Genomic DNA, 26,892 nt, shown 5'->3' on the forward strand with positions numbered 1-26,892 from the left:
TCTCGCTTCGGCGTTGAGCGCATGCGCCTCACTGCCGCCGCCGACCGCGGAGCTGTCCGCCGCCCAGCAGGCGGTTTCGCGCGCCGACGGCGCCGACGCCGACCAGTACGCCCCGCAGGAACTGGCCGCGGCGCGCAACGCCCTGGGCCAGGCCCAGGGGGCGATGTCGCGCGGCCGGGAGGACGATGCGCGCCGCCTGGCCGCATCCGCCGCGGTCGACGCCGACCTCGCCACGGCCAAGAGCCGCGACGCGGTGATCAACGCCGAACTGGCCCAGCGCCGCGCCGAGATCGCCGATTTGCGCCGCCGCCTGCAGACCGGAGACGACCGATGAGCCTGCGCCACACGATCTGCTGCACCCTGCTGGCCGCGGCCCTGAGCGCGGCGCTGCCGTCCGCGCGGGCGGCCGAGGATCCCGACGTGGCGCGGCTGTCGCGGCGCCTGTCCGCCGTCGAAGCGGACCCCGCGCTCAACAGCTTCGGCGCCTACGAGCGCCTGCAGGCGCGCCAGGCCGTGCAGGCCCTGGCCGAGGCCAACCGCCGCGACCGCGACGGCGCCTTCTACATCGCCGAGCGCCGGGTCCAGATCGCCGAGATCGCTGCGCACAGCCAGGCCGCGCAGCGCGAGGTCGACCGCCTCGACCGCGAACGCAGCGATCTGCTGGTCGAAGCCAGCCGCCGCGACGCCGACCGCGCCCGCGCCGAAGCCGAACGCCTGCGCCTGCAGGCGCAGATGCAGGCCGAGGAGGCCGAGCGTCTGCGCGCCCAGGCCGCCGCCGACGCCCTGACCATCCAGGACGCCGATGCCGCGCTGGCGACCGTCGGCGACGCCCAGACCGCCAAGCTCAACGCCGCGCGCGAACGCGAAGCGGCGCTGGCGCGTCAGGAAGCCGAACTGATGGCCGGCGGCAAGCTGCCCGCGTCCAAGCGCGACGCGCGCGGGGAAGTGTTCGCCCTCAACCGCGACGGCTTCGCGGCCGGCAAGGCCGCCCTGGGCGGCGCTGCGGCCGGTCAGGTCAAGACCCTGGCGGCCTACGTCCAGGCCGGCCCCTCGGGCACGGTCAAGGTCGAAGCCCAGGCCGGCGACGCCAAACTCGCCCAGCGCCGCGCCGACGCGGTGCGCGATGCCCTGGTCGCCGGCGGCGTCGCCAAGAGCAAGATCCAGAGCAGCGGCCGCAGCGGCAAGGGCGACCGCATCGACGTCGTGGTTTCCGACAAATAATCTTAAAAATCAGTTATTTGTGGCTTAAGTCCGCGCCGGGAGCACCGCCCCGGCGCGGATTGCATGCCGAAGCTGCCGAATGCGACGTTCGGCCTTGCCGGTCCCGAAAAGGAGGAGTAGGGTCGAATACCCAAGCGGCCGGATTTCCGCTTGGCGAAGAGCCAGGCCGATGACGCAAGCCCACCTTCTGCAGGACCCCGCCACCGCAAGCAAGTCGGTGGCCGGCCTGTATGAGGCCGGCCGTACGCCCCGCCTGGCGCCCCTCACGGACCCCCCGCGACGCCCTGGTCATCGACCGGGGCGTTTGCTTTTCTGCTGAAGGAGGCTTTCATGTTCGAAGAACGACCGCAGCCCGAAATCGACGCGCTGATCAAGAGCAACCCCGAGTTCAAGCAGCTCTACCAGCGCCACAAGGACCTCGATAAGAAGGTGATGGACGCGGAACTCGGCGTATTGCCGATCGACGATGTCACCCTGGCGAAGATGAAGCGCGAGAAGCTGGCTGCGAAGGATCGATTGACCCAGTTGTACGACACGCAAACCCACTGAATCTTCTTCAGCGCGGGCGGTGGCGGCCATCCTCGTCGGCCGCCACCGCCCGCGGCTACCGGACAGGCCGTGAGCATCGCCGGCCCGCCGATCCTCAGTTTCCAGCGAATCCGACGAACCCGGCCGGTCCGCCCGCGGCCGACGCAGGCCCGAGCTGCGACGGCGGCCTAAGCGCGTGCCGGCTTGGGCGCTTCGCGGCGCGCGGACCGCCGCTAGAATGGCCGGGTCCCGCCGCGCCGTATGCGGCCCCGCAGAAGCCGCGTAACCGCATGGCCATCCACCAATCCGTACTCGAACTGATCGGCCAGACGCCGATCGTCAAAGCCCAGCGCCTGGACACCGGCGTGTGCGAGCTCTACCTCAAGCTCGAATCGCAGAACCCCGGCGGTTCGATCAAGGACCGCATCGGCCTGTCGATGATCGAAGCGGCCGAGAAGGCCGGCAGGATCAAGCCCGGCGACACCCTGGTCGAAGGCACCGCCGGCAACACCGGCATCGGCCTGGCCCTGGTCGCCCAGCAGAAGGGCTACAAGCTGCTGCTGGTGGTGCCGGACAAGATGAGCCGCGAGAAAATCTTCAATCTCAAGGCGATGGGCGCGCAGGTGGTGCTGACCCGTTCGGACGTGGCCAAGGGCCATCCCGACTACTACCAGGACCTGGCCGAGCGCATCGCCCGCGAAACCCCCGGCGCCTACTTCATCAATCAGTTCGGCAACCCCGACAACCCGGCCGCGCACGAGCTCGGCACCGGCCCGGAAATCCTGGCCCAGATGGACGGCAAGCTCGACGCGATCGTGTTCGGTTGCGGCAGCTCCGGCACCATGACCGGCCTGTCGCGCGCGTTCGCCAAGCTGTCGCCGGACACCGAACTGGTGCTGGCCGACCCGGTCGGTTCGATCCTCGAGGAATACATCAACCGCGGCACGCTCTCGGACAAGTCGGCGAGCTGGATGGTCGAGGGTATCGGCGAGGACTTCCTGCCGCCGATCTCGGACTTCACCCGGGTCAAGAAGGCCTACGCGATCAGCGACAAGGAAAGCTTCCTGACCGCGCGCGAGTTGCTGGAGAAGGAGGGCATCCTCGGCGGCTCCTCGACCGGCACCCTGCTGGCCGCGGCGCTGAAGTACTGCCGCGAACAGACCGAACCCAAGCGCGTGCTGGTGTTCGTCTGCGACACCGGCAACAAGTACCTGTCGAAGATGTACAACGACTACTGGATGCTCGACAACGGCTTCATCCAGCGCGAAAGCCACAACGATCTGCGCGACCTGATCCTGCGCCCGTACTCGCAGCGCGACACGGTGGTGGTCGGCCCCAACGACCTGCTGGTCACGGCGTATCAGCGCATGAAGCTGTACGACGTGTCGCAGCTGCCGGTGATGGACGGCGAGCACATCGTCGGCATCGTCGACGAGAGCGACGTGCTGCTGCACGTCTACGGCGACGAATCGCGATTCCGCGATCCGGTCTCGACGGCGATGGTCAGCAAGCTCGACAAGATCCCGGTGGCCGACCCGATCGAGTCGCTGCTGCCGGTGTTCGATCGCGGCCATGTCGCCATCGTCATGGATGGCGAGCGCTTCCTCGGCCTGATCACCCGCATCGACCTGCTCAACTTCCTGCGGCGGCGCGTGCAGTGAGCGCGGCGGCGGCCGAACGCTGGCTGCCGGGCGACCGCCTGCCCGACGTACGCCTGCGCGATGCCGCCGGCGTCGCCCAGACCCTGCACGCCGAGTTCGCCGGCGCGCCGCTGTGGCTGGCGACGCCGTCCGATGAAGCCGCGACCGCCGCTCTGCCGGCGCCGCCGGCCGGCACGGTCGCCTTGTGCCTGGGACCCATCGCGTACGCCCGCCCGCCCACGGGCTGGCGCGCCTACGCGACCGAGCCGCGCTGGCTGGCCGGGCTGGGCGCGGATGCGCTGTGGCTGGCCGACGCCAATCTGCGCCTGCAGGCCGCGACGCGCTTGCCGGCCGCCATGGCGCCGCTGCCCACGACCGGCGAAGCCGCGCTGATGCCCGCACAGACCGCGCGCATCGCACCGGTACTGCAGATCCCCGACGTGTTCGAAGCCGAGCTGTGCGCGGACCTGATCCGGCATTTGGACAGCGATTGCGGCGGCGGCGACGCCTCCGGCGTACTGGTGCTGGAGGACGGCGAACAGCGCTTCCAGCTCGACCCCAACGTGAAGCAGCGGCGCGAGAGTTTCCCGCGCGATCCCGCGCTGGAGGCGCGCATGCACGAACGCCTGCTGCGTCGCGCGCTGCCCGAGATCGCGCGTGTCTATCAGTTCCAGGTCGGCCGGCGCGATCCCTTCAAGCTGCTCGCCTATCCCGAGGACGCGGGGTATTTCCGCGCCCATCGCGACAACGAAACTCCCGACGTCGCCTATCGCCGCTTCGCGCTGTCGGTGAACCTCAATACCGGCGGTTACGAGGGCGGCGAATTCCGCTATCCCGAGTTCGGCCCGCATCTGTTTTCGCCGGCGACCGGATCGGCGCTGGTGTTCTCGTGCTCGCTGCTGCACGAAGTGCTGCCGGTGCGACGCGGCACGCGCTATGCGATGACGACCTTTCTTGCCTGAGCGCGAGCCGCCGCGAACGCGCGGCTTACCGCGATGCAGCGCCTGCGCCTCGCCTCGCCCGACGCGAACTCAACCGCGCGGACTCAACCACGCAATCCCAGTCGCGCCCGCAGCGCTTGCGCATCCAGCGTTTCCAGCGCCGCCCCAGCCCAGTCCAATCCTTGCGCGATCTGCGCCGCATGCGCCTGCGCCGCCGCGGCCAGTTCGCGCTCGCGCACATCGGCGTCGAAGGCCTGGCGCGGGTCCTTGGCGTAGCGCTGCAGCAGCCCCGAGTCGGCGATCCGGGCCGCCCAGTCTTCGGGCACCGTCAGGCCGTAGTGCACGGCCAGGCGCGCGGTCTGGCCGGCCGGGTCGGCCAGCACTTCGGCGAAATCCAGGTCGATCAGGCGCCCGGCCAGGGCCGGATCGGCGACCAGCCGGCGCCAGCGCAACTGCTCGGCCAGCCACAGCCGGGCCAGACGGGCGCCGTCGCCGGAGGCCGGCGGCAGGCCCTCGGGCCCGAATTCGGCCAGGCGCAGGGGCTCGCCGGCCAGGGTGTCGTCGCGCAGGCCCTCGTCGCGCAGCATCGTCGCCAACCAGCTGCGCAGGTCGATCCAGAGCAGGCAGGCCCGGCCCGGCGCCTGCGCCAGCAGCCGTCCGGCGATGGCGGTCACCGCGCTGGTCGGCTTGACCACCACGGCCTGGGTGTCGCCGAACCCCCTGTTCAGCAAGCGCAGCACCGGGCCTTGCCAACGTTGCGTGGCGGGATCGGCGACGCCATGGGCGAGGCTCAGCAAGGGCAGGGGCTCGCGCAAGCCGAGCACGCCGGTTAGCATATCCAGAAATTTACTGACCAAACTGGAGCCGCAGTGTCCGATATGGAAAATCCAGTGCAGGGGCAGCCCCGGCTCCGGCGGCGCCAGCGCGGCCTCGATCTCGGCGATCGAAAGCTCCCAGCCGCTGACCTTTCGGTGGTCCAGGGCGCGCTGATCCAGGAAGCTCGCGCGGCGGTAATCCTGGGGCTCGAAATGCAGCACCCAGCCGCGTCCCGCCGCCGCATCGAAAGCGAACAACGGAAAGGCTGCACTGTGACTGAAGTCGGGCGGCAAGCGCCGGGTCGGACTCATGGGCGATGTTAGAATTCGCGTTTGCGCATGCTAGCCGAAGCGGAAGGACGCAATGACTGAACAACAGCCGGATGGCGGGGCGCACAAGCCCGGACTGGGTACGCTCGCGATCCATGCGGGACAGTCACCCGACCCGACCACGGGTGCGGTGATGACCCCAATCTACGCCACCTCGACCTACGCCCAGAGCAGCCCGGGCGTGCACCAGGGTTTCGAGTACTCGCGCAGCCATAATCCGACTCGCTTCGCCTACGAGCGCTGCGTCGCCGGCCTGGAGGGCGGCAGCCACGGCTACGCCTTCGCTTCCGGCCTGGCCGCGACCTCGACGATCCTGGAAATGCTCGACTCGGGCAGCCACGTGATCGCCATGGACGACGTCTACGGCGGTACCTACCGCCTGTTCGAGCGCGTGCGCCGCCGCTCGGCCGGCCTGGACTTCAGCTGGGTCGACCTCAGCGATCTGGCCGCGTTCGAAGCCGCGATCCGTCCCGAGACCAAACTGGTCTGGATCGAAACCCCGACCAACCCGCTGCTGAAGCTGGTCGACATCGCCCGTATCGCCGAGATCGCGCGCAAGCGCGGCCTGATCGTGGTCGTCGACAACACCTTCAGCTCGCCGATCCTGCAGCGTCCGCTCGAACTGGGCGCGCACCTGGTCATGCATTCGGCGACCAAGTACCTCAACGGCCACTCCGACATCGTCGGCGGCATGGTCGTGGTCGGCGACGACGCCGGCATCGCCGAGCAGATGACCTTCCTGCAGAACGCCGTCGGCGGCGTGCAGGGCCCGTTCGACAGCTTCCTTGCGCTGCGCGGCCTCAAGACCCTGCACCTGCGCATGAAGGCGCACTGCGAGAACGCACAGGCACTGGCCGAGTGGCTGCAGACGCATCCCTCGGTGGAGAAAGTGATCTACCCCGGCCTGACTTCGCACCCGCAGCACGAACTGGCCAAACGCCAGATGCACGGCTTCGGCGGCATGGTCAGCATCTTCGTCAAGGGCGGCATGGACGGCGCGCGCCGGATGATGGAGCGCTGCGAGCTGTTCGCCATCGCCGAATCCCTGGGCGGCGTGGAAAGCCTGATCAACCACCCGGCGGTGATGACCCACGCCTCGATTCCGCCGGACCGGCGCGCCGCGCTGGGCATCGCCGACAACCTCGTTCGCCTGAGCGTGGGCGTCGAGGACCTGGCGGATCTGCGCGCCGAACTAGAAGGCGCGTTGGCTTGATGCGGGTCGCAACGCGATCGCATGTCCGGCTCTCGGCCGGCATCCGCGGTATCGGAGGAGCCGTTCCGCGGTCGCAGGGGGTGCAGGCATGAATCCGCATTCGAAACACCCCGCCAGCTTGGGCTCGATGTTCGCCAGCCTGCGCCGCAACTGGTCGCTGATCACCCAGATGACCAAGCGCGATGTGATCAGCCGCTACCGCGGTTCGCTGATCGGCCTGGCCTGGTCGTTCTTCAACCCCTTGCTGATGCTGGCGATCTACACCTTCGTGTTCTCGACCGTCTTCAAGGCGCGTTGGGGAGTCGGTCATGAGGAGACGCGCGCCGGCTTCGCTGCGATCATGTTCGTCGGCGTGATCATTCATGGCCTGCTTGCCGAATGCATCATCAAGGCGCCCGGCCTGGTTTTGGGCAACGTCGTCTACGTCAAGCGCGTGGTGTTCCCGCTGGAAGTGCTGCCCTGGGTCGCGATCGGCTCGGCGCTGTTCCACGCGCTGGTCAGCTTCGTCGTGCTGATGGTGGCGCAGCTCGCCCTGGGGCACGAGATCCCATGGACCGCGGTGTTCTTCCCGATCGTGGTGCTGCCGCTGGTATTCGTGGCGATGGGTTTCGGCTGGCTGCTCGCGGCGACGTCGGTATTCGTGCGCGACATCGGCATGATCACCGGCCTGTTCACCACAGCGCTGATGTTCATGGCGCCGGTGTTCTACCCGCTTTCGGCGCTGCCAAAGGAATTTCGCTGGTACATCCTGTTCAACCCGCTGACCTTCATCATCGAGCAGGGCCGCGCCGTGCTGATCGCGGGGGAGACGCCGGACTGGATCGGGCTGGGAGTGTATTCGGTGCTCGCGGTGGTGTTCGCGTGGATCGGCTATTGGTGGTTCCAGAAGAGCCGCAATGGATTCGCCGATGTCGTCTGAGGAGCGCGCCATGACCGAGATCGAAACCCAGGTCGCGCCGGACGCCGCGGACGAGCGCGAGATCGCGATCCGCGTCGAATCGGTGTCCAAGTGCTATCAGGTCTACGGCCGCCCTGAGGATCGACTGAAGCAGTCGATAATGCCGCGCCTGCAGCGGCTGGCCGGCCGCGCTCCGCGCGCGTACTTCAAAGAGTTCTGGGCGCTGCGCGACGTCTCGCTGGAAATTCGTCGCGGCGAGACGGTCGGCATCATCGGCCGCAACGGCTCCGGCAAATCGACCCTCCTGCAGACCATCTGCGGCACGCTGACCCCGACCAGCGGCAGCATCGACGTCAACGGCCGCGTCGCCGCGCTGCTGGAGCTCGGCGCCGGCTTCAATCCGGAGTTCACCGGCCGCGAAAACGTCTACATGAACGGCGCGGTGCTGGGCCTGACCCGCGAGCAGATCGATCAGCGCTTCGACGACATCGTGGCTTTCGCCGATATCGGCGACTTCATCGAGCAGCCGGTGAAGACCTATTCCAGCGGCATGTATGTGCGCCTGGCGTTCGCGGTGATCGCCCATGCCGACGCCGACATCCTGGTGATCGACGAGGCGCTGTCGGTCGGCGACGTGTTCTTCGGCCAGAAGTGCATGCGCTTCCTGCGCAAGTTCCAGGAAACCGGCACGGTGATCTTCGTCAGCCACGACGCGACGGCGGTGACCAGCCTGTGCGAACGCGCGATCCTCATGGAGTCCGGTCATCTGCGCATGAGCGGCGACGCCAAGACCGTGTGCGAGGCCTATCACGCCAGCACCTACGATCAAACCGTGCGGCCCGCGGCCGTTGCGCGTCGCGTCGCCGCACCGGAACCCGTCCGTCCGGATTTCCGGATCGAACGCATCAACGAATCCGCGCTGCGTAACGACATCGAAGTGTTCAAGTTCGATCCCAACCGCGCCGGCTTCGGCAATGGCGCGGCTTCGATCGCATCGGTCAGGCTCACCGACACCGAGGGGCACACGATGCCGTGGGTCGTCGGCGGCGAGGTGGTGCGCTTGGAGGTCGAGATCGATGTGAATCGAGACCTGACGCAACCGATCGTCGGCTTCTTCGTCAAGGACCGTCTGGGGCAGCCGCTGTTCGGCGACAACACCTATCTGAGCTACCAGCACCAGCCGGTCGGCGTGACCGCCGGCGAGTCGCTATCGGCGGTGTTCGAGTTCGCGATGCCAATCCTGCCCCAGGGCCATTACTCGTTCGACATCGCGGTCGCCGACGGCACCTATATGGAGCACGAGCAGGCCGACTGGATCCACGACGGCCTGGTGGTCGAATCGCATACTTCGAGCGTGTCGACCGGCCTGGTCGGCATCCCGTTCCGCAGTATCCGCCTGCAGGCGCGCAAGGGCGCTGCATGAACCCGCGCCGCGCCCTGGCGCCCCGAATTCTCCCCGCCAAGTCCGTTCGCGGCCCGCGAACGGCCCCCTGGAGCGCTTAAGTGCACGTCAGTTCGTACGAACACATGCAGGACCTGGTGGCCCGCCATCTGGACCCGCAGCAGTCGCTGTCGGTCGTGGACATCGGGTCCTACGACGTCAACGGTTCCTACCGCACCCTGTTCGGCCAGTCGAAGTGGTCCTACACCGGCATCGACCTGGAAGCCGGTCCGGGCGTGGACGTGGTTCTGGCCTCGCCGTACCGGCTGCCGTTCGCGTCCGGCTCGGTCGATCTGGTGATCTCCGGACAGGCCTTCGAGCATGTCGAGTTCTTCTGGATGAGCTGGCTGGAGATGGTGCGGGTGCTGAAGCCGGGCGGCCGGATCTTCTTGATCGCGCCTTCACGCGGCCCGGAGCATCGCTACCCGCAAGATTGCTGGCGGTTCTATCCCGACGGCTACCGCGCGCTGGCCAAGTTCGGCGCCTGCGAGCTGCTGGAAGTCAGCACGGATTGGGAGCGCAACCATCCCGATCCGAGCAGCCAGGACTGGGGCGATACCGTGGGCGTGTTCCGCAAGCTGCGCCTGGGCCTGCGGGCCCGTGTATTCCAGGCCGCGATGCGAGTTGCATTCCGCTTTTACAAGAGCGCATAGCCATGACGATGTTCGATCTCAACCCCAGCATGTGCATGCGCCCGGTCAAGCTGCCGCCGAGCGCATGGCAGGGCCATATCCCGTTCGCGGCATGGCTGGTCGAAGAGCTCAAGCCGTCCATGCTGGTCGAGCTGGGCACTCACAACGGCGCCTCCTACCTGGCCTTCTGCCAAGCGGTGAAGCAGAACGCGCTGCCGACCAACTGCTTCGCGGTCGACACCTGGGAAGGCGACGAACACGCCGGCCACTACGGCGAGGACGTGTACAGCACCCTGCTGCAGCACCACCAGAAGCAGTACGCCGGTTTCTCGCAGCTGCTGCGCATGACCTTCGACGACGCCTTGGCCTGCTTCGAAGACGGTACCGTCGAACTGCTGCACATCGACGGCCTGCACACCTACGAAGCGGTCAAGCACGACTTCGATACCTGGCTGCCCAAGGTTTCGCAAAAGCGCGGCGTGATCCTGTTCCACGACACCCAGGTGCGTGAACGCAACTTCGGTGTATGGCGCTTGTGGGACGAGCTGTCGGCGCGCTATCCCAGTTTCGAATTCCGCCATACCCATGGCTTGGGTGTGCTGCTGGTCGGCAGCGAGCTGCCCGAATCCGTGCGGCGCATGGCCGAGCTGGGTCGTGGCGATGCCGGCGCACAGGTGAATCGCCTATTCGAAGTGCTGGGCGATGGCGTGCGCAACGCCGAGATCGCCGAGGTGATGAGCGCGGGCGTGGCGGATCGCGATGGCCAGATCAAGCATTACCTGCACGTGATCGAAGAGCGCGGCACGCTCATCGCCCACCTCAAGCAGGGTGTCGCCGACCGTGAAGCCGAGCTGGTGACGCACAGTCGCGAATCGGTCGCGCGCGAAGAGCTGATCGCGCAACTCAAGGGCGAGCTGGCCACGTATCAGGCCAATGTCCTGCAGCGTGTGGATCGCGCCGATGCGCGCTCCAGCATGCTGCCGGAGATGCAGGTTCAACTCGATGCCCTGCGCGGCAAGCTGGACGGCCAGAGCGCAGACCTGATCGCCTTGTCCGAGGTGCTCAGCGACAAGGAGCGTGAGCTGCTGGGCACGACCCACATCGCCGATCGCCAGGGTTCGCAGCTGGCGACGTTGGGCGAGCATGTGGCCGATCTGAACGAGCGTCTGGAGGCCCTGGCGCGCCAGGGTGCCGAGGCTTTGAGCTCGCTCGAACGCCTGCACGAGGAGCTGGATGCCGCGCACCGGCACGAAGCCGCGCTGCAGAACGATTTGATTCAACGTCAGGGAGAATTGACCGAAGTGTTCAATTCCCTGAGCTGGCGCCTGACGAAGCCGCTGCGCTGGATGTCTCAGCACTTGCTCGGGAGAGCGCATGGCTAAGTTGAGGTCATGGATCGGCCGGGCGCTGCATGCGTCCTATCGCCGCTTGCCGCTCGATTGGGAGCGACGGCTGGCGATCAAGGGATGGCTGTTCCGAAATTTCCGGTCGGTGTTCGGCCGTACCAACGCCTATCAGCGCTGGCTGAACCATGGCGGCAGCTTCGCCGTGCCCGCCATGGTCGAGGCCGGCTCGCCGGGCTCCCAGTGCGCTTCAGGCGCGCCGCAGTCGTCCGCGCTGCTTGAGCGCTACGCCGAAGCGTTGCGCGCGCATTCGTCGACCGCGCACGGCTCCGAGTACGTGGCCACGCCGGCCGACCTGGCCGCTCCGACCCAGTTGGCGGCGAAGGCGATCGCGTTCTACCTGCCGCAGTTCCATCCGATCGCCGAGAACGACGAGTGGTGGGGGCGCGGCTTCACCGAATGGACCAACGTTTCCAAGGCGCTGCCGCAGTTCATCGGCCATCACCAGCCGCATCTGCCCGGCGAGTTGGGTTTCTACGATCTGCGTCTGGTCGACGTGATGCGTCGGCAGGCCGAACTGGCCAAGCTGTACGGCCTGCATGGTTTCTGTTTCCACCACTACTGGTTCTCCGGCCGGCGTCTGCTGGAGCGCCCGCTCGATCAGCTGATCGCCCATCCCGACATCGATCTGCCGTTCTGCCTGTGCTGGGCGAACGAGAACTGGACGCGCCGTTGGGACGGTCACGACGAGGACATCCTGCTCGGGCAGAACCATAGTCACGACAACGATCTCAACTTCATCCACGATGCGTTGCCGTACCTGCGCGACTCGCGCTACATCCGTATCGACGGGCGCCCGCTGCTGATCGTCTATCGGCCGTCGCTGCTGCCCGATTGCAAGCGCACGCTGGAAGTCTGGCGCGAGCACTGCCGCGAGCAGGGCCTGGGCGAGATCTTCCTGGCGATGGTGCAGTTCGACATCGACGATCCGGGCGTGTTCGGTTTCGACGCCGCCCTGGAATTTCCGCCGCACAAGATCGGCCGTGGCCTACGTTCGATCAATCACACCGTCGAGATCGTCAACCCGGACTATGCGGGGCATATTCTCGACTACGCCGAACTGGCCGACCGCGGCAAGCATTGGCCGACGCCGAACTACCCGCTGTTCAAGGGCGTGGTGCCGCGTTGGGACAATGAAGCGCGCAAGCCCGGCAAGGGCTACAGCTTCGCTCACTCCACCCCGGAGCGTTACCGCGACTGGCTCGAACATGCGGTGAGCTACTCGCACGAGCATCCGGTTTGCGGCGAAAGCGTCGTCTTCATCAATGCGTGGAACGAATGGGCCGAGGGCGCGCACCTGGAGCCCGACCGCCGCTACGGCTACGCCTACCTGCAGGCGACCCGCGACGCGATCGAGGTTCCGTCGATCCGGCCCAGCGCCGATATCGGCGCGGTCGCGATCGTCGCCCACGATGCGCACCCGCACGGCGCTCAGTACCTTTCGTTGAATCTGGTGCGGGAACTGGCACGCATGGGCGTTCCGGTCGAGGCGGTGCTGCTCGGCGGCGGCATGCTCGAACCGGAGTTCCACGATTCGGCGCCGACGACCGTGCTGGACGCGTCCAACGACGCCGAACTGGCGAGCGCCGCGCGGGCCTTGCGCGCGCGCGGGGTCGATGTGGCCATCGCCAACACCACGGTGAGCGGCCGCTTTGCGCGCCACCTGTACGAGGCGGGCATCGAAGTCGTGTCTCTCGTGCATGAGCTCCCCGGCGTCATCGAGCAGTACAGCCTGGCCGGGCACGCTTGCGACATCGCCGACGCGGCGGTGCGCGTGGTGTTCGCTGCCGACGCCGTGAAGCAGGGCTTCGAGCGTTACGCCTCGCTGGCCCCGCAGCAGGCCCTGATCCGGCCGCAGGGTCTGTACAAGCGCAATGCCCTGCGCCACGACATCGCCAGCGCGCGTCGCGAGCTGCGCGACGAGCTCGGCCTGGCCCAGGACGCCGAGATCGTGCTCTGCGTGGGCTATGCCGACCTGCGCAAGGGCGTGGACCTGTTCGTGCAGGTGGCCGAGCGCGTCTGTCGCGAGCGTGCCGCCGCCCACTTCGTCTGGGTCGGGCATCCGGACGTGTCGATCGAGCGCGAGGTGCGCGCGTCTGTCGCGCGCGCGGGCCTGGCCGATCGGGTGCATTTCATCGGCCGGCGCAGCAATACCGATCACTACTACGCCGGTGCCGACCTGTATGCGCTGACCTCGCGTGAGGACCCATATCCCTCGGTGGTGTTGGAGTCGTTCGACGTCGGCGTGCCTGTGGTCGGCTTTGCCGGTACCGGCGGACTCGACGCCCTGATCCAGCATCAGTGTGGGTCGCTGGCGCCGATGCTCGACATCGAGGCCTACGCGGATCAGTGTCTGAAACTGCTCGCCGATAGGCCGCGTCGCCAAGAGATCTCGGAACGCGTGCGCGAACTGATCGAGTCCGAGTACTCGTTCCGTTCCTACGTGCTGGATCTGCTCGCACTGACCCGTCAGCAACGGCCGTTGGTTTCGGTGGTCGTGCCGAATTACAACTATGCGCACTATCTGGCCGAGCGCCTCGATTCCATCGTTCGCCAAACCCTGCCGGTGTACGAAATCATCGTGCTGGACGATGCATCCTCGGACGAAAGCGTGTCCCTGCTGCGCGAGTTGCAGGCGTCCTCGCCCGTGCCGCTACGGGTGATCACTTCGTCGCAGAATTCCGGCTCGGTATTCCGCCAATGGCTGAAGGGCGTGGAAGCCGCGCGCGGCGACGTGGTCTGGATTGCCGAGGCGGACGATCTGTCGGCGCCGGATTTCCTGGCCACGGTGACGGCCCCGCTGGCGCGTTCCGCCGTTGCCATGAGCTACTGCCAATCGACCCAGATCGACGGCACCGGCCGGACCTTGGCGCCGGACTATCTGGACTACGTCAGCGACCTCGGCCGCGAACGCTGGACCCAGCCCTTCGTCGCGACCCTGTCCGAAGAACTCGATCATGGCCTGGCGGTCAAGAACACCGTGCCCAACGTCAGCGCTGCCGTATTCCGCCGCGACGTGCTGCTGCGCAGTCTGAAAGGCGCGATCGACGAGATCACCAGCTATCGCATCGCCGGCGACTGGCTGACTTATCTCAAGGTGCTGGAACACGGCGATCTGGCGTTCGCGCCGATCGCGCTCAACCGCCATCGCCGCCATTCGGGCAGCGTGACGATCGGCAGCGACAACCTGCCGCATCTGCGCGAAGTCCTGCGCATGCAGCAGCTGGTGCGCAAGAAGTACAGCGTGTCGCCCAGGATGCAGGCGCTGGCGCGCGAATACGCCGAACATCTGCACCATTACTTCGGTCTGGCCGACGAGCAGGTGAAGGTCCTTTCGGATCGCAAGGAAGTACAGGACCTACTGACATGACCGCTGCCATACGGGCCAGTCATGCGCTTGCGGCGGCAGTGTGTTTGGACTTTCTCGATGCCTTGCGCGGCCTGGCTGCGTTCTCTGTGGTCGATAACCCTGGTCGCCGCGATCTTCGTGTCCGAGCTGACCTGTCGTTTCGTCGAGGAGCTGGGAATCCGGTTAGGACAGCGCGTCAATATTGCGTTACGCGCCCGCGCCCGCCGGGAGGTCGCGGACACGCCGTGAAGCGGGCATATTCTGTCGCGATGCACCACGCCGGGCCGGTGCCGATGGCGTATATTCGCGGCAGCTCGGGTTGGCATCTGTAGGGCCGGAGCGTCGCCGTCGCGCGCTCCTGCGTATCTGCGCTTCTATGTGGTTTCTTTGAATATTTTCTGCGCTAACTAGAGAAATGGGAAAGACTATGTCGGATCTTAAATCGTCGGTCGAAGTTGTCGGTGAACCGTGGAAGGAAAGCCAGTACTACGCGGATGCGGAACGCTGGACTTTCATGTTCTGGAACTCGGATCATCTGTTCCGTCCCTACTTCGATCGTCTCGACCTGGATAACGTGGTCGAGCTCGCGTGCGGCCATGGCCGTCACTCCGAGATGGTCGCGCCGATGGCGAGGCAGCTCACGCTGATGGACATCCATGAGGAGAACCTCGAGGTTTGCCGTCGCCGTATGGAGCGCTTCGAGGGCGTCCAGGTCATTCGCAACAACGGCTACGATTTCCAGCCGCTGGAAGCGGAGAGCGCCACCGCGATCTTCTGCTACGACGCGATGGTCCATTTCAGCCCCGATCTGGTGGCGTCCTATTTGCGCGACTCGGCGCGGATCCTGAAGTCCGGCGGCATGGCGCTGTTCCACCACTCCAACTACGACGCCGATCCGAGTCAGCATTACGGCATGAATCCGCATGCGCGCAACAAGATGACGATGGAAACCTTCCATCGCTACGCCGCCGAGGCGGGCCTGGAAGTGGTTCAGTCGACCACGCTCGATTGGGGCGATGCGCGCGATCTGGACGGTCTGACGCTGGTGCGCAAGCTCTGAGTCGGAACGGCGGCGGGCTTCGCCTGCGGCCGTGAGCCATAGGCGGCTGCGCGCCGCTCCATTTTCTGCAGAACGAGACTATTCATGGAACATATCGGCGGTAACGAGAATGCTTGGCTGGGCACCCTGATCCAAAGCCTGGAGTCCACTCAGGTCAGCCCTCTGGGCGAAAAGCTGCCGGCGTTCCCGACCGAAGAGCTGCAGCGCAACACCACCGGCCTGTCGTCGGAGGCCGCGCTGCGCCAGGCCCACGCGTTCTACGAGAACGTGGTCGATGCCGCGGGCCGCATCGGCCTGCCGCTGGACCGCAATACCCGCGCGCTCGACTTCGGCTTCGGCTGGGGTCGCATCTCGCGGGTGTTCATGGAGCACCTGAGCGTCGAGAACATCCACGGCCTGGACGTCGATCCGTGGTTCGTCGACGTCACCCGCGATCTGTTCCAGTCGTCGCGCTTCGAGGTCTGTACGCCGTTCCCGCCGACCCGGCACGCCGATGCGTCGTTCGACCTGATCTACTCGTACTCGGTGTTCTCGCACCTGTCCGAGGCCGCGTGCCAGGCCTGGATGCAGGAGTTCGCGCGCATTCTCAAGCCGGGCGGGATGGTCGCGTTCACCACGCGCCACGAAACCTTCTTCGACTACTGCGCCTGGTGCAAGGAGCAGGATCCGGTGGCGGCGCCGTACGCGGCTGCGCTCGGCTCGCTGTTCCCGGACCTGGACGCGGCGCGCGCCGCTTACCGCGAAGGCCGCATCGTGCACGCTTCGTCGGCCGGTGTCGGTGGCGGCGGACCGCGCGACGAGAGCTTCTACGGCGAGACCTGGATTCCGGAAGCCTACGCGCGTACGCAGTTCGGCGACCAGTTCGAATTCGTCGCCGGCTACTTCGATGGTGCGAAGTACGACCAGGCTTGTTTCGCGCTCAAGCGCAAGGGCTGATCCATAAAAGGCGAGCTCGACAGGGAGCGTCCATGTACAACCTCGATTTGATCAACAAGTGGGTCAGCGAATACAACGCAGCACCGATCGACGCGGAAATCGCTCCGAACGATCTGATGAATAACCAGTGGTATTTCGAGGTGGGACGCAGTGCGATCGAGGTGATCCTCGCGGGGATCATGTCGAGCTATCTGCATCGGGTGGATCGCGTTCTGGATCTGCCCTGCGGCCACGGCCGGGTGCTGCGGCACCTGGTCCGGATGTTTCCGCAGGCGCAGTTCCATGCCTGCGACCTGGATACCGACGGCGTCGCTTATTGCGCGCAGCGCTTCAACGCGACGCCGGTGGTGTCCAAGCCGGAACTGACCGAGGTCGACTTCGGGACCGAGTTCGAACTGATCTGGGTCGGTTCCTTGTTCACCCATGTCGCGGAAGAGCAGTCGGCGCGCTGGCTGGCGCATCTGGCGCGATTCCTGGCGCCGAACGGCATCATCGTGGCCACGATGCACGGACGCTGGTGCGAGCAGGTCCATCAGCGCTCGCCGTATCTGGGGGCCGAAAAGTGGGCTCAGGTGATGGACGGTTACCGCGAGCGCGGTTATGGCTACAGCGACTACGCGCCGGCGGAATCGAGCCAGTATGTGCCCGGCAACTACGGCGTATCGCTGGCCAAGCCGCACGCGATGTTGCGGATGATCGAGCAGATTCAGGGTGTGCGCATATTCAGCTACATCGAGCGTGCGTGGGCCGACCATCAGGACGTGATCGTTTTCGGCCGCCCCGGTTACGACGCCCCCTGGGGCTGAGGCACAGGGTGTCGACGGTCCATCACGAAGCACATGCAAAACTAGGCCTTACGACGGCCGGTAACCGGAGACAGTGAAGACAATGAGCAAGAAGTTCGCAGTGGGTCTGGGCAGCGCGATCGCGTTTATGGCCTTGGGCACCGGTTGTTGGAAGGACAGCAGCTCCGACGCGGCCAAGACCGAGCCGGCAGCGGCCCCGGCCGCCACTGCGCCCGAGACGCCGGCCGCCGTCGCGCCGGCCGCCGCACCGGCGAAGCCGGCCAAGGCCGATCCGGTGGCCGCCGCCGGCCTCAAGGCCGGTTTGGCCGCGCTCACTCCGCGCATCGTCGCCACCGTCGACGGCTACCAGAAGGTCGAGCCGCGTCAGGACGATCGTTTCGCCATGCATCCGGACGCCGGCAAGAGCGCTAGCATCGAGTTCGACGTCAAGGGACTGCAGTCGCTGACCCTGTCGCCCTACATGGCCGATTTCAGCAGCGTCGCCGACTGCGACGGCAATCCGCAAGCGGGCGTGGTGCGCATGCGCTGGAGCCTGGACGGCGGTGCGAGCAACGACGTCGCCGTCGATCGCACCTACGCTGCGACGATCAACGTCGATGTCAGCAAGGCTTCGCGACTGAAGATCGAGGCGGACGAGGGCAACGGTGTGCCTTATTGCGATTGGTTCGGCGTCGGCATCGTAAACGTCAAGTAACAGCGTCATGGGCGCCGTCGTAAGCGGCGGCGCCGGTTCGATCGGGCGGGCTTCCCTCCCGTGACTATGGATATACGGAGTTTGTAATGGCGGTGATCGGAAAGAACGAGTGGATGGCGTCGCGACCGTGGATCGATCAGGACGATCCCGATTTCAAGCGTTTTCTCGACAAGCATTCCGAGGCTTGCGATTTCGACCTCGAGCAGAAGCTAAAGGATTGGAAGCGCGACGGCATCGTTATTTTCGAGAACGTTGTGGATCCGCAGCTGATCGACGCGTTCTTCGGCGATATCGATTATCTGCGCAAGCATCACCTGGATTTCGATCTGCTCGCCGAGTTCAAGGCCAAGCAGGGGCACGTTCGCGATTTCAGCGCCGCCGAACTCGAGTCGGACGGCGTCAAGTTCAACAGCATCCATACCATTTCCTACGCCGCCGCCAAGCTCAGCCTGACCCGCGAGCTGATGCAGTTCTTGAGCGCGGTGTTCGACGATGCGCCCTGCGCGACCCAGTCGCTGACTTTCTATAAAGGCAGTCAGCAGCCGATCCACATCGATTACCCGTACGTGCGCACGCAGACCAAGCTCGCGCATCTGGCGGCGAGCTGGATTCCGCTGGAAGACATCAGCCCCGATTCCGGGCCGTTGGCCTACTACCCGGGCTCGCATCAGGTCGAAGTGTCGGACTTCTTCGACTGGGGCGACGGCTCGATCCTGCTCGAGGCCGACAGCGTCAAGGACCCCGGCCAGTTCGCCGAGTACCTGTACGCGCGGATGCGCGAGATGAAGGTGGAGCCGCGGGTGTTCCTGCCGCGCAAGGGCGATGCCCTGATCTGGCACGGCAACCTCGCGCACGAGGGCACCGCGATCCGCAACCAGGCGCTGACGCGGATGTCGTACGTGACCCACTACACCTCGCTGGGCGCCTACCCGCAGGCTTTCCTCAAGCCGGGCGCTCCCGAGCAGGGCGTGATCTGCGCGGAGAACGGCGGCTATATCTTCGAGTATTCCTGGCAGGATCAGCTCCAGCAGTTGCCGAGCATCGCATTGCGCCGCTGAGGCGCTGTAACCGGTTCCCGGGGCTCGCTGAGAGACCCTGGGCCGGCCCCTGCCTCTCGACGGTAGCCAGGGCCATTCAGATAGCTGGCGCGCTCGGAAACGGCCCGTCGACCGGACCCCCGTATCGGCGCGGTTTGCTGCTTCCGTCGCATTGACCCGCGGATTTTGGCGCTATTCTTGTGCCGAAGCCCGGCGCACACGGCGCGCGGGCCAAACCTCGGGGTAAACACCGTGCGACATCTAGTATTGGCCGTCACCCTGCTTGGCCTTGCGGCCTGCAGCATGGACCCCGCCGAGACCGGCAAGGACACGTCGAGCGGCGCGCGCAGCGATGCTCGAAATACCGGATCGCAGCCGCAGCGCGCCCAGGTCGCGCGGACCGTGCGCTTCGCCCCGCAACCGGCGCGCGCCGGCTACGCCAAGCTCGCCGATACCGGCGTGCTGCTGGGCTACGACCGCCGCAGCGCGATTCGTCGCGAAGGCGCCTACACCTCCTACCCGGTCAGCATCAGCGAAGATCACGCGATGCGGGCGATCGCCGACGGCCAGATGGTCGTTACCGCGCCCGATGGCCGCAAGCTGCAGCTGAACTACGAACGCCACATCGAACATGCCGACGGCAACTGGACCTGGGTCGGCCGTCTGGACGGCGCCGGCGTCGGCGACGAAGCCATCATCACCTTCGGCGAAAAGGCCGTGTTCGGCGTGGTCCCGGAAGGCAACGGCAACAACCTGCGCCTGACCATGGCCCAGGGCCGCTCCTGGTTCGTCAGCACCGACCGCAGCAAGCTGCCCGGTTCGCACGACGTCGCCGGCGCCGAGCCGGACTACTTCGTCCCGCCGTCCTTGGCCAGTTCGATCGGCACCAGCTCCGGCCCCATGACCGCAGCCGCGGGCGCCGAGCCGGCCGCCACGGCCGCCACCACCGTCGACGTGCTGCTCGGCTATACCACCGGCCTGGCGGCATCGCTGGGCGGCGAGTCGCAGGCGGTCACCCGTCTGAACAACGTGGTCGACGTCACCAACCAGGCCTATATCAACAGCCAGGTCCCGGCGACCCTGCGTCTGGTCGGCACCTTGCAGGTCAACTATCCGGACGCGACCGACAACGGCGACGCGCTGGAGAAGCTGACCGGCTACAAGGGCGGCACCGGTACGATTCCGGTCGACCCGGCCTTTACTACCTTGCGCACGCTGCGCGACCAGATCGGCGCCGACCTGGTGTCGCTGGTGCGCAAGTTCCGCACCCCCGAAAACGACGGCTGCGGCATCGCCTGGTTGATCGGCGGCGGCGGTACCGGCATCGACAACAGCGACAGCCCGTTCGGCTATTCGGTGGTCAGCGACGGCAACGACCTCGACGAAGGCGACAACAAGACCTACTTCTGCCGCGACGAAACCCTGGCCCACGAGCTGGGCCACAACATGGGCCAGGCGCACAACCAGGAAGACAGCAGCAGCACCGGTGCGCACGTCTATTCCTACGGCTATCGCGAGACTTCGACTAGCGGTTTCTACACCGTCATGGCCTACCGCCTGCCCGGCAGCAGCCAGGTCGCGATCCGCTACTTCGCCAACCCGAACATCAGCTACCAGGGACGTCCCACCGGCGTCGCCAACCAGTCCGACAATGTGCGCAGCATGACGCTCACGATGCCGATCGTCGCCGGATTCCGCGCCAGCGTGATCCCGAGCAATCCGAGCCGTGCGCGCAACGACATGGACGGCAACGGCAAGTCGGATCTGGTGTGGTGGAACCAATCGCTGGGCGCGCTCGCCTACTGGAGCATGAACGGCACCACGATCGCCAGCGGCTACAACCAGGGATTGAGCCCGACCCTGACGCCGGCCACGATCGGCCGTTCGACGGCCAGCGGCCGAGCCGACATCCTGATGCGGCGCAGTTCCGACCGCATGCTGTTCTCGTATCAGTCGCAGGCGGCGGGCTTCGTTCCGTTCACCATCGGCCAGTATCCGGACGGCTGGGTGGTGGCCGGGCAGGGCGACATCGACGGCGACGGCAAGGACGACATTTTCTGGCGTCAGCCGCAGGCCGGTTATTTCGCGTACTGGCTGATGGACGGCCCGACCTACAAGGGCGGCCAGAGCTACACGCCGCCCGCGGACTACCTGATCGCCGCGATCGCCGACTTCAACGCCGACGGCAAGGTCGACATCATCTGGAACTCGCCGAGCACGCGCACCATGTCGATGTGGCTGAGCGCGGGCTCCGGATTCACCGTCGCCCAGATCGGTCAGTACAGCGCGGATTGGACGCTGGTCAGCGCGGTCGACGTGACCGGCGACGGCAAGGCCGATCTGATCTGGCGCAATGCCGCCAATACCTACATGGCTTACTGGCGCATGGACGGTGCCAGCTATATGGGTTCCTTCGCCCAGGGCACGCCGACCAACTTTACCTTCGCGACCAGCGGCGACTACAACGGCGATGGTTTCGGCGACCTGATCTGGCTGCGTCCGAGCGACCGCGGCTTGTTCATGTGGATCGGCACCGGCACCGGCTTCAATCAGGCCCAGGTCGGCCAGTACGCCGCGGACTGGACCTTGCAGCCTTGATCCGCGCTCGCGTTCCGCGCCGTCCATGGCGCGCAACCGGTGCAACAAAAAAGGCCGCCCTCGGGCGGCCTTTTTCGTAGCTCAGGCGTTAGCGATCACAGCGCCTTTTCGAGCTCCGGCAACAACGCGAACAGATCGCCGACCAGACCGATGTCGGCGATCTCGAAGATCGGCGCGTCGCCGTCCTTGTTGATCGCGACGATGGTGCCCGCGTCCTTGATGCCGGTCAGGTGCTGGATCGCGCCGCTGATGCCGATCGCGACGTACAGCTCCGGGGCGATGATCTTGCCGGTCTGGCCGACCTGGAGCTCGTTGGGCACGTAGCCGGCGTCGACCGCGGCGCGCGAGGCGCCGACGGCGGCGCCGAGCTTGTCGGCGAAGTCGTAGATGATCTTGAAGTTCTCGGCCGAGCCGACGCCGCGGCCGCCGGAGACGACGCGCTTGGCGCTTTGCAGGTCGGGGCGGTCGGACTTGCCGGCGGCCAGGCCGACGAAGCGGGTGTGGCTCGGCAGGGTCGCCTCGGCGGTGGCCGCTTCGACCGCTGCGCTGCCGCCCTTGCCGGCTTCCGGCCAGGACGCGGTGCGCACGGTGGCGACCACGGTGTGATCGGCCGGGGCCTCGACGGTGATGATGGCGTTGCCGGCGTAGATCGGACGCTTGAAGGTGTGGCTGCCTTCGACGGCCATGACGTCGGAGACCTGGGCCACGCCCAGCAGGGCGGCGACGCAGGGCAGCAGATCCTTGCCGAAGGTGGTCGAAGGGCCGAACACGTGGCTGTAGCCGGAAGCGAGCGCGGCCACCTGCGGCGCCAGCACTTGCGCGATCGCGTCGGCGTTGGCGGGGTTAGCCACGGTCAGCACGCGCGCGACGCCGGCGATCTGCGCGGCCTCGGCGGCGACCCCGGCCGGGTCGGCGGCCAGCACCACCACGTCGATGGCGTCGGGCTCCAACGCCTGCGCTGCGGACACGCACTTGGCGGTCGAGGCGTTGAGCTTGCCGCCCAGGTGTTCGGCAACGATCAGAACCTTGCTCATCACAGCAACCCCTTCTGCTTCAGTGCGGCGACCAGTTCGGCCGCGTCCTTGACCATCACGCCGCGGCTGCGCTTCGGCGGCGGCGCGTAGTGGGTGGTCTTGAGGGTGTCGCCGGTGTCGACGCCGAGGTCGGCGAACGGGATCGACTCCATCGGCTTGCTCTTGGCCTTCATGATGTCCGGCAGCTTGATGAAGCGCGGCTCATTGAGGCGCAGGTCGGTGGTGACCACCGCCGGCAGGTCGACTTCCAGCGTTTCCAGGCCGGCGTCGACTTCGCGCGTCACCGTGGCCTTGCCGCCTTCCACTTCGAGCTTGGAGGCGAAGGTCGCCTGCGGGCGGCCCCACAGCGTGGCCAGCATCTGGCCGGTCTGGTTGGCGTCGTCGTCGATCGCCTGCTTGCCCAGGATCACCAGGTCCGGCTGTTCCTTCTCGATCAGCTTGAGCAGGGCGCGCGCGGCGGTCAGCGGCTGGATCGGCTGGTCGCTGACGACGTGGATGGCGCGGTTCGCGCCCATCGCCAGGCCGTTGCGCAGGTGCGCCTGGGCGTCGGCGGGGGCGATCGTGGCGACCACGACCTCGGTCGCGATGCCCTTGTCGCGCAGCCGCAGCGCTTCTTCCAGGGCGATTTCGTCGAAGGGATTGGCCGACAGCTTGACGCCGTCGGTGACCACGCCGGAGCCATCCGGCTTGACCTGAATGCGGACGTTGTAGTCCACCACGCGCTTGTAGCCGACGAGGATCTTCATCGTGCGGGGGTTCCTTGGGGGTGCCCGTTGGGAGGTGCGCGGCCCGGGGGCCGAGAACCGCCAATTCTAACGGAGACCGTGAGTGGGCGCAGGAGGGGCCGATGTCCGCGGCAGGGCCGGGCGAGGTCGAACGGCGCTCAGCTTGCAGCCAACGTGCGGCCATCCATACGGATCGAGGCGTCGGCGTCTAGTCCTCGACGGTCAGGATCTGGCGCCCGCTCCAGCTCGCGCCCGCCGCCAGCGACACCGGCCTCGCGGCGGCGGCCGCTTCCACGCAGACGAAGCGGGCGTGCTCGCCGGCGCCGAGGTCGGCCAGGCGGGCGGCGAGCGCGGCGCCCGGGTTCCAGACCACGGTGTCGGGGAAGCCCTCGGCGTCGATGCGCAGACGGCGACCGGCTTCGTCCAGCCGTAGCCCGCCGGCGACGCCGGGATAGAGCCGGTCGAGTTCGCTGTCGAAGCGCAGGGCGGCCTCGTGTTGGACGCCGGATTCGCCATCGCGAGTGGCGTCGGAATACTCACGGCCGCCCAGTCCTTGCAGCCGGACCGCGGCCAGGTCGTCCACGCCCAGGTAGGTGTGCAGCGCGGCGGTGAACGCGAACGGCTCGGCGCCGGTGTTGTCCACGCGCAGGGCGATCGCCAGCGAGTCCGCGCCCAGCTCGACCGTCAGTTCGGCCCGAAACCGATGCGGCCACGCCGCGTGGTCGGCCGCGTCGTCGCGCAACCCGAAGCGCCCGTCGCCCGCATGCGTCCACTCGCGCAGGCGCGCGAAGCCGTGGCGCGGGCCGGGGCCGCGATCGGAAAACTGCGGAAAGATCACCGGCACGCCGCCGCGGATCGCCTGGCCGGGCGCGTAGCTCGCACGCGGGCTCAAGTACAGCCGTTCGCGGCCGCCGCAGATCCACGACAGGACCTGGCCGCCGTAGCGGCTGACCAGCGCGCTGGCCCCGTCCGCGCCGCGCAGCCGCACCGGCTCGCCGTGGCCGTTCACGCCGCCTCCGCGTCGCCGCGCCGAGGCTGCGTGACTGCCGCCTGAGCGCGGTGGGCATCGGCGACGGCGGCGACCGGCCGACGCACGTCCGCGATCCGGTACCCTTCACGGCGTAACCCCAGTGCGGAGTCGAAATGCTTCACCCGGTCATCCTCAGCGGCGGTAGCGGAACCCGATTGTGGCCGCTTTCGCGACAGAACCAACCCAAGCAGTTCCTGTCGCTGGTCGGGGACCATTCGCTGTTTCAGGAAACCGTATTGCGCGCCAATGCGCTGCCCGACGCGCAGCCGCCGATCACGGTCTGCGCCGACGACCACCGTTTCATGGTCGGCGAGCAGTTGCAGGCGATCGGCGTGCGCAGCGGCGGCATCCTGCTGGAGCCGGTCGCGCGCAGCACCGCGCCGGCGATCGCGGCCGCGGCGCTGCATGCGCTGGCCGGCGACCCCGAAGCGCTGCTGCTGGTGATGCCGGCCGACCATCTGATCGAGGACGAGGCGGCGTTCCGCGATGCGGTCGCCGCGGCGATGCGCCTGGGCGACGAGCGCTGGCTGGTCGCGTTCGGCATCCGTCCGGACTACGCCGAAACCGGCTACGGCTACATCCTGCGCGGCGAGGCCCTGGGCGCCGACGGCTACCGCATCGAGCGTTTCGTCGAGAAACCCGACCAGGCCACCGCCGAGCGTTACCTGGCCGAAGGCACCTACGCCTGGAATTCGGGCATGTTCCTGTTCCGCGCGCGCAGCTATCTGGACGAACTGTTGCGGCTGGCGCCGGCGATCCACGCCGCCGCGGTCGCCGCGTTCGCCAGCGCCGGCACCGATCTGGATTTCCTGCGCCTGGGCCAGGACGCGTTCGCGGCCAGCCCCAGCGATTCGATCGACTACGCGGTGATGGAGAAGACCGATCGCGCCGCGGTGGTGCCGGTGAGCTGCGGCTGGAGCGACATCGGTTCCTGGTCGTCGCTATGGTCGGTGGCCGAACGCGACGCCGACGGCAACCGCCACGAAGGCGACGTGATCTCGCTCGATACCCGCGACAGCCTGGTGCGGGCGTCCGACCGGCGCATGATCGCGACCATCGGCGTCGAGGACCTGGTGATCGTCGACACCGCCGACGCGACCCTGGTCGCGCGCAAGGACCGCGTGCAGGACGTCAAGGTCATCGTCGACCAGCTCAAGGCGGCCGGCCGTCAGGAGCACCTGTTCCACCGCAAGGTCTATCGGCCGTGGGGCAGCTACGATTCGATCGGCGTCGGCGAGCGTTTCCAGGTCAAGAAGATCGTGGTCAAGCCCGGCGCCGCGCTCAGCCTGCAGAAGCACCAGCACCGCGCCGAGCATTGGGTCGTGGTCTCGGGCGTGGCCGAAGTCACCTGCGACGACAAGGTGTTCGAGCTGCGCGAGAACGAGAGCACCTATATTCCGCGCGGCAGCGTGCACCGTCTGCGCAACCTCGGCAGCGAGCCGGTCGAACTGATCGAAGTGCAGTCCGGCGGCTATCTGGGCGAGGACGATATCGTCCGCCTCGAGGACGTGTACGGGCGCTCCTGAGGCGCCCGCTCGGATCGCCGATGCGTCGTCGCGCTCAATGCGCGGAGAGCCGGGCCTGCAGGCTCGCGACGAAACGGTCGGCGCTGCCCTGCGCATACGGGAAGAACAGCGAAGGCTCGCACAGCTCCAGTTCCAGCAGCTGCGGCCTGCCGTCGCCGTCGCGGATCAGGTCGACGCGCGCGTAGGGCAGGGGCGCATCCAGTTGCAGCGCGTCGTGTGCGGCGGCGAGTACGGCCTGCGCGAGCGCGCGTTCGTCCTCGCCGGGCTCGCGCGCGACGATCTGCTCGGGCGCGAACAGCGCTTCGGTGGCGCCGGTGTCGGGGCGCAGCAGCGCGCCCTTGCGGATCGCGTGGCTGTAGACGCCGTCGAAATAGAGCAGGGCGGTCTCGCCGTCGCGATCGACCGAGGCCAGGTAGGGCTGCAACAGCACGCTGCGGCCGGCGTCGAGCAGGCGCGCGATATGGTTGGCGGCGGCGAATTCCTGGGCGCGCGCATACCGTTGCGTATCGCGCGAGCCGGCGCTGACCGTGGGCTTGACCACGAACTCGGCGGCGTCGGCGTGCATCGAGAGGAAGGCCTGCAGCGCCGGCAGCGGTTCGGCCTCGGGTTCGACGAAGGCGCTGGGCACCACCGCCACGCCGCGCTCGGCCAGCGCGGCGAGGTAGTGTTTGTCGGTGTTCCAGCGCACCACCGGCAGCGGATTGAGCAGGCGCGACTGCGCGGCCACGCGCTCGCACCAGGCCAGAAACTCCGGCAGGCGTTCGGTGTAATCCCAGGGCGAACGCAGCAGCGCGGCGTCGTAACGGGTCCAGGCCACGCTGGGGTCGTCCCAGGCGCGGACCTCGGCGGCCAGCCCGGCGCGGGCGCAGGCTTCGATCAACGGCACCATATCCGTGTCCGTTCCGGTCGCGGCGATGGCGGTGACGAGGGCGATTTTGCTCATGGGCCGAGTCTAACGTCGGGCCACACCGCGGGACGAGTGACCATTGCCCTAAGGTCCGGTGGGGGCCGGCGGCCGGGCGCGCTAAACTGCGC

23 protein-coding genes are annotated in these 26,892 nt (G+C 67.2%); 18 read left to right on the top strand and 5 right to left on the bottom strand.

From position 1 onward, the window contains the following. The first annotated feature begins 13 nt into the window (after positions 1–13). The 5 genes from ASD78_RS04420 (at position 14) to ASD78_RS04440 (ending at position 4,351) form a co-directional block, all read left to right on the top strand. Positions 14–334 carry a DUF4398 domain-containing protein gene (locus ASD78_RS04420; protein WP_235566441.1) on the top strand — a complete coding sequence of 107 codons (321 nt, stop codon included), beginning with the start codon at positions 14–16 and terminating at the stop codon, positions 332–334. Next, positions 331–1,221: an OmpA family protein gene (locus ASD78_RS04425; RefSeq protein ID WP_056098651.1), complete on the top strand. Its 891-nt coding sequence runs from the start codon at positions 331–333 to the stop codon at positions 1,219–1,221. Before ASD78_RS04420 ends, ASD78_RS04425 begins: the two co-directional genes overlap by 4 nt. Before the next feature lie 330 nt (positions 1,222–1,551). Continuing rightward, on the top strand, positions 1,552–1,770 hold the full coding sequence (locus ASD78_RS04430) for a YdcH family protein (protein WP_055908858.1): 219 nt from the start codon (positions 1,552–1,554) through the stop codon (positions 1,768–1,770). Between the two features lie 269 nt (positions 1,771–2,039). After that, positions 2,040–3,410 (top strand): pyridoxal-phosphate dependent enzyme, encoded by a 1,371-nt coding sequence (locus ASD78_RS04435; protein WP_056098653.1) that lies wholly within the window; start codon positions 2,040–2,042, stop codon positions 3,408–3,410. Next, positions 3,407–4,351: a 2OG-Fe(II) oxygenase gene (locus ASD78_RS04440; RefSeq protein ID WP_056098655.1), complete on the top strand. Its 945-nt coding sequence runs from the start codon at positions 3,407–3,409 to the stop codon at positions 4,349–4,351. Before ASD78_RS04435 ends, ASD78_RS04440 begins: the two co-directional genes overlap by 4 nt. An 83-nt stretch (positions 4,352–4,434) precedes the next feature. On the opposite strand, the gene ASD78_RS04445 is transcribed toward ASD78_RS04440, so the two are convergent. Next, positions 4,435–5,457, bottom strand: a complete 1,023-nt coding sequence (locus ASD78_RS04445; RefSeq protein ID WP_156087580.1) for a hypothetical protein — start codon at positions 5,455–5,457, stop codon at positions 4,435–4,437. Positions 5,458–5,509: 52 nt separating this feature from the next. Here ASD78_RS04445 and ASD78_RS04450 point away from each other — a divergent pair, with 52 nt between their 5' ends. The 12 genes from ASD78_RS04450 (at position 5,510) to ASD78_RS04510 (ending at position 21,542) form a co-directional block, all read left to right on the top strand. Next, positions 5,510–6,688 (top strand): cystathionine gamma-synthase, encoded by a 1,179-nt coding sequence (locus ASD78_RS04450; protein WP_055908846.1) that lies wholly within the window; start codon positions 5,510–5,512, stop codon positions 6,686–6,688. 88 nt (positions 6,689–6,776) lie between these two features. Continuing rightward, complete coding sequence (locus ASD78_RS04455; RefSeq protein ID WP_055908843.1) at positions 6,777–7,607, top strand: ABC transporter permease; 831 nt, start codon at positions 6,777–6,779, stop codon at positions 7,605–7,607. 10 nt (positions 7,608–7,617) lie between these two features. Beyond that, a complete protein-coding gene (locus ASD78_RS04460; protein ID WP_055908839.1) occupies positions 7,618–9,009 on the top strand; it encodes an ABC transporter ATP-binding protein in 1,392 nt (463 codons plus the stop codon). Between the two features lie 80 nt (positions 9,010–9,089). After that, a complete protein-coding gene (locus tag ASD78_RS04465; RefSeq protein WP_055908836.1) occupies positions 9,090–9,680 on the top strand; it encodes a class I SAM-dependent methyltransferase in 591 nt (196 codons plus the stop codon). A 2-nt stretch (positions 9,681–9,682) separates the two neighbouring features. After that, entirely contained in the window at positions 9,683–11,041 is a 1,359-nt protein-coding gene (locus tag ASD78_RS21415; protein ID WP_056098658.1) for a class I SAM-dependent methyltransferase, read from the top strand. After that, positions 11,034–14,432: a glycoside hydrolase family 99-like domain-containing protein gene (locus tag ASD78_RS21420; protein WP_056098660.1), complete on the top strand. Its 3,399-nt coding sequence runs from the start codon at positions 11,034–11,036 to the stop codon at positions 14,430–14,432. The genes ASD78_RS21415 and ASD78_RS21420 overlap by 8 nt, the downstream gene beginning before the upstream one ends. A gap of 394 nt (positions 14,433–14,826) precedes the next feature. Then, complete coding sequence (locus ASD78_RS04485) at positions 14,827–15,471, top strand: class I SAM-dependent methyltransferase (protein WP_082575427.1); 645 nt, start codon at positions 14,827–14,829, stop codon at positions 15,469–15,471. An 84-nt stretch (positions 15,472–15,555) separates the two neighbouring features. Continuing rightward, complete coding sequence (locus tag ASD78_RS04490) at positions 15,556–16,407, top strand: class I SAM-dependent methyltransferase (RefSeq protein ID WP_055908825.1); 852 nt, start codon at positions 15,556–15,558, stop codon at positions 16,405–16,407. Between the two features lie 32 nt (positions 16,408–16,439). Beyond that, positions 16,440–17,213 carry a class I SAM-dependent methyltransferase gene (locus ASD78_RS04495; protein ID WP_055908822.1) on the top strand — a complete coding sequence of 258 codons (774 nt, stop codon included), beginning with the start codon at positions 16,440–16,442 and terminating at the stop codon, positions 17,211–17,213. A gap of 82 nt (positions 17,214–17,295) precedes the next feature. After that, on the top strand, positions 17,296–17,907 hold the full coding sequence (locus tag ASD78_RS21155) for a hypothetical protein (protein ID WP_056098667.1): 612 nt from the start codon (positions 17,296–17,298) through the stop codon (positions 17,905–17,907). Positions 17,908–17,993: 86 nt separating this feature from the next. Beyond that, on the top strand, positions 17,994–18,965 hold the full coding sequence (locus tag ASD78_RS04505; protein ID WP_056098669.1) for a phytanoyl-CoA dioxygenase family protein: 972 nt from the start codon (positions 17,994–17,996) through the stop codon (positions 18,963–18,965). Positions 18,966–19,247: 282 nt separating this feature from the next. Beyond that, complete coding sequence (locus ASD78_RS04510; protein ID WP_055908812.1) at positions 19,248–21,542, top strand: reprolysin-like metallopeptidase; 2,295 nt, start codon at positions 19,248–19,250, stop codon at positions 21,540–21,542. Between the two features lie 95 nt (positions 21,543–21,637). Here ASD78_RS04510 and ASD78_RS04515 read toward each other — a convergent pair whose 3' ends face one another. The 3 genes from ASD78_RS04515 to ASD78_RS04525 all read right to left on the bottom strand — a co-directional run bounded on the left by ASD78_RS04515 (position 21,638) and on the right by ASD78_RS04525 (position 24,310). Further along, a complete protein-coding gene (locus ASD78_RS04515; RefSeq protein ID WP_056098670.1) occupies positions 21,638–22,576 on the bottom strand; it encodes an electron transfer flavoprotein subunit alpha/FixB family protein in 939 nt (312 codons plus the stop codon). Beyond that, a complete protein-coding gene (locus ASD78_RS04520; RefSeq protein ID WP_056098672.1) occupies positions 22,576–23,322 on the bottom strand; it encodes an electron transfer flavoprotein subunit beta/FixA family protein in 747 nt (248 codons plus the stop codon). Before ASD78_RS04520 ends, ASD78_RS04515 begins: the two co-directional genes overlap by 1 nt. 187 nt (positions 23,323–23,509) lie before the next feature. Beyond that, positions 23,510–24,310 (bottom strand): D-hexose-6-phosphate mutarotase, encoded by an 801-nt coding sequence (locus ASD78_RS04525; protein WP_056098674.1) that lies wholly within the window; start codon positions 24,308–24,310, stop codon positions 23,510–23,512. A 134-nt stretch (positions 24,311–24,444) separates the two neighbouring features. Between ASD78_RS04525 and ASD78_RS04530 the strand changes: the two genes are divergently transcribed. Beyond that, a complete protein-coding gene (locus tag ASD78_RS04530; RefSeq protein ID WP_056098675.1) occupies positions 24,445–25,857 on the top strand; it encodes a mannose-1-phosphate guanylyltransferase/mannose-6-phosphate isomerase in 1,413 nt (470 codons plus the stop codon). A gap of 34 nt (positions 25,858–25,891) precedes the next feature. On the opposite strand, the gene ASD78_RS04535 is transcribed toward ASD78_RS04530, so the two are convergent. Next, positions 25,892–26,800: a hypothetical protein gene (locus ASD78_RS04535; protein ID WP_056098677.1), complete on the bottom strand. Its 909-nt coding sequence runs from the start codon at positions 26,798–26,800 to the stop codon at positions 25,892–25,894. Positions 26,801–26,892: the final 92 nt, after the last annotated feature.

This window comes from Lysobacter sp. Root667 (assembly GCF_001427715.1).
In the GTDB taxonomy this organism is placed as follows: Bacteria; Pseudomonadota; Gammaproteobacteria; order Xanthomonadales; family Xanthomonadaceae; genus Lysobacter.